The sequence below is a fragment of the Lachnospiraceae bacterium oral taxon 500 genome (genome assembly GCA_002999035.1).
GTDB lineage: Bacteria > Bacillota > Clostridia > Lachnospirales > Vallitaleaceae > W11650.
In genome coordinates this window covers 179,142-192,479 of record CP027241.1, presented here as the reverse complement: position 1 = coordinate 192,479, position 13,338 = coordinate 179,142, and the positions used below count along the sequence as shown (strand labels likewise).

Below are 13,338 nucleotides of genomic sequence, written 5' to 3'. Positions count from 1 at the left end.
AGAGAGGAAATAGTGATGAAGCAATGGAAAACGATTGGCAGGAGAGCGCTGGCGCTTTGTCTGGCGTTCATTCTGCTGGCAAATGTGGAGATACGAGCCAATATACAGTTGCCGGCGGTCAGCGCGGAAATTGAAAACGTCTATTACCGTCTGGGTAAGGATTTGATCACCGGCGAGCGCCTGATTCGACCGACCATTCAGTTTAAATGGACGGATCCGCAGGCCTGGGCGCCCAGCACCGGTACCGGCTATGATCAGGGAGCGGATAATCCGGAGGCGTATCAGATTACGCTGCAAAACATCAGTTTGAACCAGACTCAGTATTATCAGGTACCATATACGGTATTGGGTGACCATGAAAGTCAGGTGGCGGATAATATCAACCTGGCGACCGGTTCTCTGTATAAGGTTTCGGTTCGGCCTTTTCATAATCATTTAAATCCGATGACCGGGAAAACAACACCGGCTCCTTATAGCGGGCCGGATCCCTTTGTCTATGCCATCACCGATTTGAATGTTAAGTTGGAGAGTACCGACAGCTCGGTTTCCGTTATTTGGGATGATTTGGGCAAGCAGGACTTTACTTACCGGATTGTCTACTCGTTGGGTGATTATTCCAACGAAGGCGCGACCCAGAACTTTTATAATAACAAAGAAGGCGAAGTAACCGGCCTGACCTCGCTCAGCCCCGATGTGATTCGCTTTTATGACAGCGCCAGCCGGCGGAATAAGCTGAAATATGTGCTCAAGGAGAAAATTTATCCCGGCCAGATTTATTCGATTATGGTTGAGCCGACGGTTGAGAACTACGAGGGCAACCGGGTGCACCGCAACCGCAACTATCCTTTGATTCACTCGGTATCGACCAATATTAAGCTGACCTATGCCGAAGAGGGCGATTATCTGCGCCTGCAATGGAAGATTCCGGCTAATTTTGAGGTCGGCAAGAACAAGGATAAATATACCTTGACCACGGCGGAGCTGGTGGAAATCAAGGATGATAACGAAAAGAACATCGCTATTTTTTACGGCGAAGCCGGAGCAGTTAATTATTATTTGGTCAACAAGCCGAAAAGCGATACCAAGTATCAGTTAAAGCTGACCTATAAATCGGTGTCCGGCGGAACGAAACCGCCGATTAAGGCTTTGTCTAATATTTTGCTCTATTCGCCGAGCGAGCTGCGGATTACGCCGACCAAGCCGGTCATTCCCAAGCTGACAACGCAGGCAATGCTGGATGAATGGAAGCTGACTCTGACGCCGGATGAGATTAAAACCCGTTTGGCAGACGAAGGCTATTTGCTGAATTCCTATACCTATCCCGGAGATTTGGCAGAAATATTCAATCAAAACGTGGTCTTTCACCGGAATAAGGCCAGCAATTCGATTAATTTGGTCTGGAGTGCGTTCCGGCGCAAAGATATTGATGTCAATTCGACAACCTATAACAAGATCATTGCTGACTTAAATACTTATTATGATGTGACGATTACCGATGATTACAATGCTTTGGCAGAAGTGCCGGCAGCCGAGGAAAATATTCGGTTTGAGCCGTCCTCAACCAATGATTTTATTTTAAACAGCAATGGCGATATCATTGGCTTTAAGCGCGGCTTTAATAAGTATTTTGATAATACGGCCAAGGCATTTGGCCCGTTTAAGCCCAATAAGATTTATTATATCAAATTGGTAGCCAAGAAAAAAATCGGCTCGGATGAACTAAAGTCCGACCCGACGATTGTCAGTTTTTATTATGACGCCGAGGGTATTTACGCACCGCCGGTCATGACCAAACCGCCGCTGCGCGAGCTGACGGAACGGACAACCAAAGAAGCGGTGACGATCGGCTGGCTGGAAAAATGGCATGAAGTGGTCAATGTCAAAGCGGATGGCCACGGCAATATTCCGCTCAAAGACTGGATGCCGGTTGCCTGGATCAAGAACGGCACCGTTTATGAGGCGGAGGTCGAAGGCGCGGTCAAATATGAGCTTTATAAAAGCGAAAAAGAATTAAAGAAGTTTTTAAAGGCCGTGGAAGGCAACACGGCGTATAAGTTCATTCACCGGATGATTGACATGGGCCGGAATGCTTATGCCGATTCGACCATTAAGTATAAGTTTGCTCAGGTTCCCTATGAGCAGGTATTAAAGGAAATTAACGAAAAAAAGGCTGTTCAGCCCAATTACGGCTTTCAGGAATATTTTGACGAATTGATTTCTAAGGATAAGAAAAAAATTGCACCGATTCCGTGGAAGGAGATTACGCCGGGGAAAAATCTTGAAGATCAGGAAGAATGGCTGCATAAAGAGGAAGGCTTAAAGCCGAATACGGCGTATATGTTTATCCTTTATCCTTATCGGGTGCTGGCAGACGGCACGGAGATTTATGCGCATTTTCCGACGCCGATTTTAGTGTCAACCAAGCCCGAGCCGGATGTGGTCGAGCCGGATCCGACCGTACCGCGGCTATTTGTAGTCAGTGCCAGTGATACTTCTATTCGGGTGGCATGGCGGTATAATAAGGACTTTACCTATAAGCTGAAATATTCGGAAACGCTGAATCCCAAAAAGGAAGTGGAAGTGCCGTTTAAGGTGTCGGAAGATCCAAAGGATCCGTATTACGTCAAAAACGGAGATTTCTTCTTTGTTGATGTAACCGGGCTGTTCCCGGATACCAGCTATAACTTTTATATTCAGGCAACCAATGCCACGACGGGTAAGACTTCAGACTGGTCAAATGCAGTTGTCGGCCGGACTACGCCGATTCTGCCGCCGCCGGCACCGCCGGGATTCGGTATTGCCTCGCAGCAGGATATGCTTCGCTATAAATATGAGCGGCCGGTCAGCAAGGATTATTTTTCGGTGCAGTGGATGAAATTAAATGAGGACACCGAGGAAAATGCAACTGACAAGCAGCTGAGCAAGGTATATCATTATATCTTGGAAATTGCTGACAATGAAAGTTTTATTGACCCGATTATTGTCAATACATCCGATAAGGCGGCCAATAAGATTGAAATTTTGGAAAAAACCTTGGTTAAGATCAATGGTTTGGTGCCGGGTAAGACCTATTATGCCAGAGCCAAGACCAGATTGACGGTTTCCAGCGGGGATAAGAAGCTGGTGGTTGATTCATTGGAATACACCAATGTCGTTAAAATCACAATCGGCCGGGACCCCAATGAATATGACGGTGACCGGGATCCCAATTTGGAGATTTTGCCGGAGCGGGATTATGAGTTGATTTATGATAAGCGGGATAAGAGCCTGACCTTCCGTTTCCGCTACAAACAAAAGGATAAAGACGGCAAAGCGGATAACCGGGTTGACCAGCGGTTAATCAACGAGTTGATCCAGAAGGGAATCTATACCTATACTTCGGATTTATCCAAGTATCAGAACAAAGAAGTTAAAATCCGGCGGCTGAAAATGCCGTACCCGGTTTATGAAGCCTTTTTGCAGTATAAAGTCAACTTAAAGGTCTTGGGCGGCGGAGTGGAATTAACCATGCCGATGACGGCGGTGGAAAAGGAAGTCAACCGTCAGAAACACAGTTTTGGTGCAGAACCGATGATTCAGCTGGAGCTGACGGAAACGGATAAGCAGCCGGTTAAGGCCGATACCGCCAATTTACGGCAGATCAGTCAGACGCAGCTGCTGGATGTCAGAGTCGAATCCAGTAAGCTGAAGACCAAACTGGACTTTTTGGCGGCGCCGGTGGAAGTCGGATTAAGCCCGGTTGATCGGACAGAGGTTTATAATAAAACGCCGCTGGCGTATCTGTCGAATGTCAACAAGGAAGAAAAGCCGGTGGCCGGCGAATATGACAAGGCGGCCAATATGTATCGCTTTAAGACTATGGACGTGGGCAGTTACGGGCTATACTCGGCAGTGAATGCGCTGGTTGGCCAGCCGGTACTGACACCGGCTCCGCACTGGTCGGAAGCGTATCGCAGCAAGGTGATGGCGCATATGGCTTTGAAGAACTTGGGTATTTATAACCCGAATCAGGCGATTAGCGGCCAGGCTTTTTACAACGGTATTTATTCCGGAGTCAGCCAAAGCAGTGAGATTGACTTTAACGGTGATATTGCCGGCGATAAGAAGCGCACCTTAGTCAACAGCGGCTTGATGGCGGCGTCTGCCAATTTAGATGGTACGGTCAGCCGGATGGATGCGTTCACGGCGTTTGTCAAAGCCTATGAAATGATTCAGGATACCCGGCTTGCCTATGACAGAAACCGGGCGGCGGCGGTAGCCCAAGCGCAAGGCATTAGCCAGGAACAGGCGATTACCTTGCTGAAGGCGGAAAACGCAGGGCTTTTATCTAATATTGCCCAAGCGGCACCGCGCCGGGCAATCAGTTACGGAGAATATTTTACTTTATTAAGTAAGGCCAAAGGCTGGTAAATAGAAATGCTGCCGGGTTTAAGAGTGCTTTGAGAGGAAGGGAGAAAATGTCAATAATGCTTCTTTTTCCGACGAAAGCTTCTTAAACCGGCAGCTTTTTGCTGCCGGTGGCGGAAGGGAGAACAAATGTTGAAAAAAATATCGGTTATGGTGATAACAATACTGGCAGCTTTGACTTTACTGGCGGCAAAGGCGGATGCTGCCGGGAATTACGTCATTTGCCGGGTTGACTGGCTATCGGAGGACAGCGCCCGGATTCAGCTGCAATGGAAAGAACCGAGCAATCAAACCTTGATGATTACCAGTTGGCAGGCTGACGGCAGCGGCAAACTCCGGATTTATTATCAGACCGGTCAGGCGGCCGGTTATGACAGCCGGGAGATCAGGGTCGAAAAGAAAGCCTTTCCCTGTCAGGTCGAGCTGATTTACTCGGCGGCGCCGCAGTCCGGGCAGAAGGCGGTGTTTACCGATATGACCGGCGTAAAGGAAAAGGATGAAGCTATTTTAAATCTTTATTATCAGGGGATTTTGGGCGGCTATCCGGATGGCAGTTTTGGGCCGGATAAGGGCGTAACCCGGGCGGAGTTTACCAAGATTTTATGTGAGGCTTTAAAGCTTCCGCAGAAACAGGCAGCCGGCAGCGTGGTGTTTCAGGATATTGAAAATAGCTGGGCCAAGGGCTATATTTGGGCGCTGGCCGAAAAAAAGCTGATTAACGGCAAGGCGGAAGGGGTCTTTGATCCGAATGGCGGCGTTACTTTGGGCGAGGTTTTGACACTTTTAAACCGCAGCTTTTATTTGTATCACCGGCCGGAAACACTGACCGAGACTTTGCCCCAGCACTGGAGCAATTCGGCGTACTTAACCATGAAAGCGCAGGCGGTGGTTAAGCCCGGCGATGATATTTACTCCGCTTATACACCGAACCGCCCGGCCACAAGAATGGAAGTTGCGCTCTTTCTTTCCCGGGTTTTAGAGCAAAAACATGATGCAAAGTAGGAAATGCTCCGGCAGCACCGGGATATCCGCAAAACCAGATGCCGGTAGAAGCAGGCGGCTATCCGATTAATCCGGTGCCGGAGGGCAGCATCTACCCGCCGGCAGAAACGGCAGAAGAAATGCCTGCGAGCGAGGAAGAGAGCTATTACAGGGAAGAAGATATCAGCTGGCCGGAGGAATAGGTCGGGCAATTTGGTAAATGGAGCAGGCAGAAATTGAGTTTAGGCCTGCTCTATTTGCTTTTTTATTGTTTTTACCCTTGACCTTTTGCATAACATGTGTTATTATTGGTTCGTTATAGCGAACATTTTTTGCGGGAAAGCAGTGCACATGAGTTCATGCTTCTTTGACGGAAGCAGAAATACGGCGTTTATTTTAGAAGCAGCTGGCTAAGAAAATACTTTTTTGAACGGCAGCAATATGTGATTTCTCGAAACAGGTCAAGGCGACAGAAGTTTTGATGAGAAAATGATATAAGTTGGAATAAAGATACCGGGCAGGTGATTGGGAGCTATCATGCAGACGAAAAGTTTTGATGTTTATGAAGCCTTGCTGGCCAGCGGCCGAGCGGAGTTTCTAGCGCATGGCTTTGAAAAAGCCTCGCTCCGGCAGATTTGTAGGCGAGCCAATGTTACGACCGGGGCGTTCTATTCTTATTTTGAGAAAAAAGAGGATTTATTTGCAGCGCTGGTCGAGCCAATGCTGCAAAGCTATTATCCGCTTTATCATTCGGCCATCGGCTCCGAAATGACGGATTTTTGCGCGACCGAAAGCAATGAATTGCGGATTATTGAATTTGTGATGATGCACCGGGCGGAGTTTAAGTTGCTATTTGATGCGGCAGCGGGTATGAAATATGAAAGCTTTAAGGAGGACTTGCTTAAGGAGTTTGACCGCTCGCATCAGCAGTTTTTTGACCGCTATGCCGATCGACCGGTTGACCCGGCGCTGGTTAAGCTTATGGTCAGAATGCGATTTCAGGAATATATGGGATTTATTTACGGAGAGTATGAAATGGAAAAGGTACGGGAGTTAGCCCGGCAGGCATTTATTTTTTTTAAAGCCGGAGTTAAGGAAATGATGAAAGAAATAACCAAAGCGGAAAAATAGTCCAACTTGTTAGAAGCAGGTTGGGCTTTTTTGATAACATTTTATAACAAGTGTTATTTTTAAGCAAGCACAGAAAGGAAAGAAGAAAGATGGATAAACAACAAAACTTTACTAACAATCAAAACAATCAGGGAAAACCGGGAAGCGACAAAAAAATGAAAACCAAGGATTTAATTTATGCCGGGGCTTTCGGGGCAATTTATATTGTGCTGATGCTGATTATCGTTATGGGTTCCGGCATGATTCCCATCCTGTATCTGGTTGCACCGCTGACGGTGGGCTTAGTCTGCGGTACGGTGTATGAACTTTGTGTTTTAAAGGTGCGGAAGTTTGGAGCGGCTCTAATTTTAGGCGTTTTATTTGCGCTGATTGCGGCGGCCGGCAATGTGATTGGCCTGATTGCAGCAATTGTGGCGGCGCTGGCAGCGGAACTAATTATCAAAGCCGGCGGCTACCGGTCAAAAAAGATGTATCTGGCTTCTTTTGTTGTCTTTAACCTGAATATGGCCTGCCCTTATATTATGCTGTTTTTGGCTCGGGATAAGTTTTTAGCAATTGCCGCTCAGTATTACGGTCAGACATATGCCGACGGACTGGCGGCGCTTGCGCCGAACTGGATTTGGCTGGTGACGGTGGGTTGTGCGGTTTTGGGCGGCATAGGCGGAGCCGCGATTGCCAATAAACTGATAGAGAAGCATTTTGCCAAGGCGGGGATTATTTAAATGAATACCGGGATTTATGGGCAGAGCGCCAGAGGCTTAATCCAACTGGACCCGAGGACTAAACTTTTGATTTTCTTTGCCGGCAGCGTCTTTAGCTTAAACAGCTACGCCATGCTGCCGATGCTGGTTTATGGCACGGCGCTTTGTCTTATTTTAGCACTGTGCGGTAAGCCTTGGCTGGCGCTGAAAAGTTATCTGGGCTGGGGAGCAGTAATGTATTTGCGCTGGTGTGTGATGTCCAGTCCCGGTGCGCCTTTTTTGGAAATCATAGTAACCACTCTGACGATGTTGGTTTTATTTAGCTTTCCCTTTTTGCTGGGATTTTTGCTGCTGGTGGAAACCACTCGGCTCAGTCAGTTTTTAGCCGCTTTTCAGGCTATGCGCCTGCCGGTTAAGCTTATTATTCCGGTGGCGGTTTTCTTTCGTTTTATTCCGACCGTTCAGGAGGAATGGACAGGGATTCGTAAGGCCATGGCCTTTCGAGGAATTGCATTAAGTCCGGCGGCCATTATCCGGCAGCCGCTGAAAACGATTGAGTACATTTTGATCCCGCTGCTGCTGAGTTCTATTGCCGTAATGGAAGAACTGGCGGCGGCAACGCTGGCGAGGGGTATGGATTTGGATATCCGGCGTTCCTCGTATGAACAGGTAAAGCTAAAGGCGCTCGACTATTTGGTAATGGCGTTTTTCATCGGCTTAAGTGCCTATTTGCTGGCCAGTGGCAAAGGCCTGACTTGATGGATAAAAAAGCGAAGAAATACGGAGAGAATGATGATTCGATTGGATAAAGTAAGTTTTCATTATGGCGGCGAGCATGGCAGCGGAGAAGGGGTCGAGGCGATTGATTTGTCCATTGGTTCCGGTGAGTTCGTGGTGCTGTGCGGCCGGAGCGGCTGCGGCAAAACGACGGTTACCCGGCTGATTAACGGCCTGGCGCCGCAGTTTTATCCCGGTGAAATGAAAGGCACGGTTGAAGTCGGCGGCGTGGCCGTCAGTACCGAGCCTTTGTCGCATACTGCCGCCTTAATCGGCAATGTTTTTCAAAATCCCAAAAGCCAGTTTTTTAATGTCGATACGACCGGTGAGTTGGTTTTTGGCTGTGAAAATCAAGGTATGCCGGCGCCGGAAATTGGGCGGCGTTTAGAGAAAACGGTGACGGAAATGAAGTTGGAGGGATTGACCGGCCGTAATATTTTTGAACTGTCCGGCGGGGAAAAGCAGCAGATTGCCTGTGCTTCTGTTTACACCGTTGCGCCGCAGGTTTATGTGTTGGACGAACCATCGTCCAATCTTGACCAAAAGGCAATCCGGCGGCTGCATGATATTTTGCAGAAAATAAAGCAGGAGGGTGCAACCGTGATTCTTTCCGAGCACCGGCTTCATTATTTAATGGATTTGGCTGACCGGTTTTTATATATGGCGGATGGCCGGATGGTTCGTGAGTTTACTTCGGAAGAAATACAGGCTTTGCCGGATGGCGAGTTAGAGCAGCTGGGGCTGCGCTGCACGGATTTGACGAAACTAAAGAGGAATCCTGCGTTTCAGCCGTCTTTTTCCGCTGCCCCCAAAGCAGCGGTTGAAGCGTTGGACTTATCCTGCCATCGGGCGGATACGCAAATCCTGGATATGGAAAGTTTGGCCTTGCCGGAGGGCAGTATTGTAGCCATGATTGGCGATAACGGCTGCGGCAAAAGCACGCTGGCCGAGTCGCTCTGCGGTGTAATCCCATCCGGCGGAAGTGTGGCTTTTGCCGGAAAATATTTAACGAATAAGGAACGTTACCGCCGGAGTTACTTGGTGATGCAGGATGTCAACCGCCAGTTGTTCGGCGAAAGCGTCTGGGAGGAAGTTCGGCTGAATGCGGCGGTGTCCGAGGCGGAAACGGAAACTATTTTGCAGGCGCTGGGTCTGGCGGCAATGAAAGACCGGCATCCGGCGGCTTTATCCGGCGGGCAGAAGCAGCGGGTGGCGATTGCGTCTGCTTTATGTGCCGGCAAGGAGATTTTGTTTTATGACGAGCCGACCAGCGGCCTTGACCGGCAGGGGATGGAACGGTTTGGCCGGCTGCTGCAAGATATGCGGGAAAAGCTGCTGGCGTCGGTTATTATTACGCATGATCCGGAGTTGATTTTTACCTGCTGCACCCATGTTTTGCATGTGGAAAACGGTCGGGTGCTGGCGTTTTATCCGCTAAATGAAGAAGGCGCAGAACGGGTGCGCTATTATTTTTTAAAGCAAGGCGGCGAGAGTGTCAGCCCCAAACGGGAAACGTCAGGAAAAATCGGTAAAATCCTGCAGTATGCCGGTAAATACCGAAAATATACTTATTTGGCGGCGGCGCTGATGACGGTTGGCGCAGCGGCCAGAGTGCTTCCTTTTTTGGCGATTTACCGGCTGCTGGCGGCGGTGATTGCCGGACAAAGCATTGGTATGCGGGATGCGGCGGTGGTTATCGCGGTGGTGCTGCTTGGTCAGTTGGGCTATACTTTTTTTTATACCTTTGGCTTTCAGTATTCCCATCTTGCCGCGTATCATACACTGGAAAATATTCGCCGCCATTTGCAGGCCAAAATGGAGCAGCAGCCGCTGGGCGATATCCTGAATATCGGTACCGGTGCGGTTAAGAAACTCTTTATTGACGATATTGAATCTATCGAATTGCTGCTGGCGCATCTGATTCCGGAGGGAATCGCCAATTTGACTGTACCGGCGGCAGGGTTTTTACTGCTGGTGGCGGTGGACTGGCAATTAGCTTTGATGACGCTGCTGATGCTTTTATTTGGACTGGCTGCATCCGGCCAGATGTACGCACTGGGTATGGATCAGATGAGCAGTTATTTTGCGGCGGCGAAACGTCTGAATAATACGATTATCGAGTATGTGAACGGGATGGAAGCGGTTCGGATTTTTAACCGGCAGGGCGAGGTCGGCAGAAAATATGCCGGAGCGGTCAGCGGTTATCGGGATTTTGCTTTGGCCTGGTATAAAATATGCTGGCCGTGGATGGCACTGTACAGCAGTTTGTTTTCTAATATCTTGCTGTATACTTTGCCGTTTGGCGCACTGCTGGTGTTTCTGGGGCAAATTTCACTTTCCCGCTATGTGCTCGCGCTTTGCTTAAACTTTGCCATCGGCCCGCTTCTGCTGCACTGCATCAGTTTTATGGGGCTGCTGCCGCAGGCTAATTATAAGATTCAGGCGCTGGAAAAAGCAATGGACAGAAGGGCTTTAAAGACTGGCGAGCAGGCATTTACCGGGCAAGGGTATGATATTTGTTTTGAGCAGGTACACTTTGGCTATCAGGGGGAAGAAGTCATTAAAGGGATTAGCTTTCAGGCACTTTCCGGGCAGATGACGGCGCTGGTTGGTGAAAGCGGTTCCGGCAAAAGTACGCTGGCACGGCTGCTGGTACATTATTATGATGTCAGCGGCGGCCGGATTTGCTTGGGCGGTCAGGATATTCGGGAAATGAGTTTGGCGGCTCTGAATCAGCAAATTGCCTATGTATCGCAGGAGTTGTTTTTATTTAACCGCAGTATTTTGGAAAATATTCGGATCGGCCGGCCGACGGCCAGTGATGAAGAAGTGAAAACCGCTGCCCGAAAAGCGGGGTGTGAGGAATTTATTTTAGCCTTAGAGCAGGGCTATGATACGCTTGCCGGCAGTGCCGGAAGTTCTTTATCCGGCGGACAAAGACAGCGGATTGCTTTTGCGCGGGCGATTTTAAAGGATGCACCGGTGATTGTCTTAGATGAGGCGACGGCTTTTATTGATCCGGAAAATGAGCAGAAAATGAATCAGGCTATCCGGCAGATCATTACCGGTAAAACGGTGATTGTAATTGCCCATAAACTGCGGCAGGTTGCCGGGGCGGATCAGATTATTCTATTAAAGGAAGGAAAAGTTCATCGCTGCGGCCGGCACGAGGAATTAGTCAAGGACTGCGCCCTGTATCAAAAGCTGTGGGCAGCTTCAGAGAGCGCGCAGGCATTTCATTTGAAAGCCGGGAAGGAGGCGGAGGCATGATTGCGTTGGTGCATCGGATTGTTAAGTTTTCGGGCAAGTATGCGGCCAAAATCCGAATTGCCTATGTGTTTTTCTTTTTGAAATCGGCCTGCGCCAATGCTCCGGTCATGCTGGCCATGTGGCTGGTCAATTTGCTGCTGGAGAAGCGGGCGGCGCTTCCGGACATTTTAGCGGCAGCCGGAGCGATGATTGGCTTCTTGGCGGCACAGGCGGTGTTTCAAAACCTGTCGGATCGCTTTCAGTCGGCAGCCGGGTACGAAATCTTTGCCGATAAGCGGCTGGAGTTGGGCGAGCATTTGCGCCGGCTGCCGATGGGGTATTTCACGGAGGGAAATATGGGGCGGATCAGTTCGATTTTATCCGTCGATATGGTGTTTATTGAAGAAAACAGTATGAGCTTAGTGGCTGGTGTGGTCAGCGATATTTTCAGTCAAATCATTTTAACGGCTTTTTTGTTCCTGCTACATCCGCTGCTGGGGGCGGCGGCGCTGGCGGCGGAAGCGGCGGCTGTTTTGCTGGCGCAGGGGATGCGGCGAAGTGATTTGGCTAATTCTTTGCACCGGCAGCAGGTGCTGGAAGAAATGACGGACGCCGTTTTGGAGTATACGGCCGGATTTGCGGTCAGCCGCAGCTTTGGCTTGACCGGAGAGAGTGCGGCCGGTTTGCGGCAAAACTTTCAGGCGATGACGGCGATGAACCTGTCCTTTGAGGAGCGGCATATGCCGTGGGAGCGGGCACTGGGGCTTGTCTATGGGCTGGGAACGACTTTGATTTTGGGAGCAGGCATTTATTTGCAGCAGAAAAATGCTTTGCCGGTAGGGCATTTTATTGGTTTGCTTCTCTTTTTATTTCATATTTTTGCGCCGATTCGGCATTTGTATGAAGGTGTCAGCCGGATGTCAATTATGCAGACGGCGCTGGATAAAATTGAGCGGCTGCTGGCGGAGGAAGTTCTGCCGGATACCGGCCGGGAAAGTCTGCCGGAGCGGGCGGAAGCAGAAATTGAGTTTCGTCAGGTGTCTTTTGCTTACGGTCAAAAAGAAGTTTTGCATCAGATTTCTTTTGCGGTTAAGCCCGGACAAACGCTGGCCTTGATTGGTCAGAGCGGCGGCGGCAAGACGACGGTTGCCAATTTACTGGCTCGGTTTTGGGATATTCAGAGCGGCGAGATTTTGCTCCGGGGCAGAAATATTAAAACGCTGCCGATGGAAACGCTGCTGGGGCATTTGAGCGTGGTCTTTCAAAGGGTATATTTGTTTCGGGATACGGTTTATCAAAATATTGCTATGAGTCGGCCGGAAGCCAGCCGGGAGGAAGTGGTGGAAGCGGCCAAGAAGGCGCGCTGCTATGACTTCATTATGCGCCTGCCCTACGGTTTTGACACCATAATCGGCGAGGGCGGGTCAAGCTTATCCGGCGGCGAGGCGCAGCGGATATCCATTGCCAGAGGGATTTTAAAAAATGCACCGGTCATTATCCTGGATGAGGCGACGGCCAGTATTGATGCCGATAACGAATATTATATCCGGCAGGCGCTGGCCGAGTTGTGCCGGGACAAGACGGTTATCATTATTGCCCATCGCCTGAATACGATTCGCAGTGCGGATCAGATTTTGCTCTTAGAGGACGGCCGGATTTGCGCCGGCGGCAGTCATCAGGAGTTGATGGGCAGCAGTGAAAAATACCGGCGTCTGACGGCTTTGCAGGAGCAGGCCGGCGGCTGGAATCAGGAGGAAAATCATGAGTAAAAATGGGCGGCGGATGATGGGGCTGATTTTAATGATATTCAGTGTTTTTGGCATTTTGGGCGGAACCTTTATCAAAGGCGAGATGTTTGCCGCATGGCTGGCGCCGGTCTTGACCGGACTGGGCGTTTTGCTGCTGGCGGTGGGAGTGGTTTTTTATAAGGTGCTGGAGGATGGCGAGAAGTAAGCAGCGCTTAGGCTTGTCTATTAAAAAAGATAACGAAAAAGTCAGGATAAAGCTATATTTATTCTGGCTTTTTTTGAGGGCTGAAAGGAATGATCAAGCATGCGAGCGGTTTTAAAATAAGGGGTTGCTAAGAGAAACG

The 13,338-nt window shown here is 49.4% G+C and carries 8 protein-coding genes; all 8 read left to right on the top strand.

The window, feature by feature from the left end; all coding sequences use genetic code 11:
* Positions 1 to 15 precede the first annotated feature (15 nt).
* The 8 genes from C3V36_00975 (at position 16) to C3V36_00940 (ending at position 13,199) form a co-directional block, all read left to right on the top strand.
* Positions 16 to 4,410, top strand: coding sequence for a hypothetical protein (locus C3V36_00975; GenBank protein ID AVM67958.1), 4,395 nt, complete (start codon positions 16 to 18; stop codon positions 4,408 to 4,410).
* 126 nt (positions 4,411 to 4,536) lie between these two features.
* Positions 4,537 to 5,409 carry a hypothetical protein gene (locus tag C3V36_00970; protein ID AVM67957.1) on the top strand — a complete coding sequence of 291 codons (873 nt, stop codon included), beginning with the start codon at positions 4,537 to 4,539 and terminating at the stop codon, positions 5,407 to 5,409.
* Positions 5,410 to 5,925: 516 nt separating this feature from the next.
* Positions 5,926 to 6,519 (top strand): hypothetical protein, encoded by a 594-nt coding sequence (locus tag C3V36_00965; GenBank protein ID AVM67956.1) that lies wholly within the window; start codon positions 5,926 to 5,928, stop codon positions 6,517 to 6,519.
* An 89-nt stretch (positions 6,520 to 6,608) separates the two neighbouring features.
* On the top strand, positions 6,609 to 7,241 hold the full coding sequence (locus tag C3V36_00960) for a hypothetical protein (protein AVM67955.1): 633 nt from the start codon (positions 6,609 to 6,611) through the stop codon (positions 7,239 to 7,241).
* The gene (locus C3V36_00955) at positions 7,242 to 7,979 is read left to right on the top strand and encodes an energy-coupling factor transporter transmembrane protein EcfT (protein AVM67954.1); all 738 of its coding nucleotides are present in this window, start codon (positions 7,242 to 7,244) and stop codon (positions 7,977 to 7,979) included.
* Positions 7,980 to 8,012: 33 nt separating this feature from the next.
* Positions 8,013 to 11,267, top strand: a complete 3,255-nt coding sequence (locus C3V36_00950; GenBank protein ID AVM67953.1) for an ABC transporter ATP-binding protein — start codon at positions 8,013 to 8,015, stop codon at positions 11,265 to 11,267.
* Positions 11,264 to 13,015, top strand: a complete 1,752-nt coding sequence (locus C3V36_00945; GenBank protein ID AVM67952.1) for an ABC transporter ATP-binding protein — start codon at positions 11,264 to 11,266, stop codon at positions 13,013 to 13,015. The genes C3V36_00950 and C3V36_00945 overlap by 4 nt, the downstream gene beginning before the upstream one ends.
* Positions 13,008 to 13,199: a hypothetical protein gene (locus tag C3V36_00940; protein ID AVM67951.1), complete on the top strand. Its 192-nt coding sequence runs from the start codon at positions 13,008 to 13,010 to the stop codon at positions 13,197 to 13,199. Before C3V36_00945 ends, C3V36_00940 begins: the two co-directional genes overlap by 8 nt.
* Positions 13,200 to 13,338: the final 139 nt, after the last annotated feature.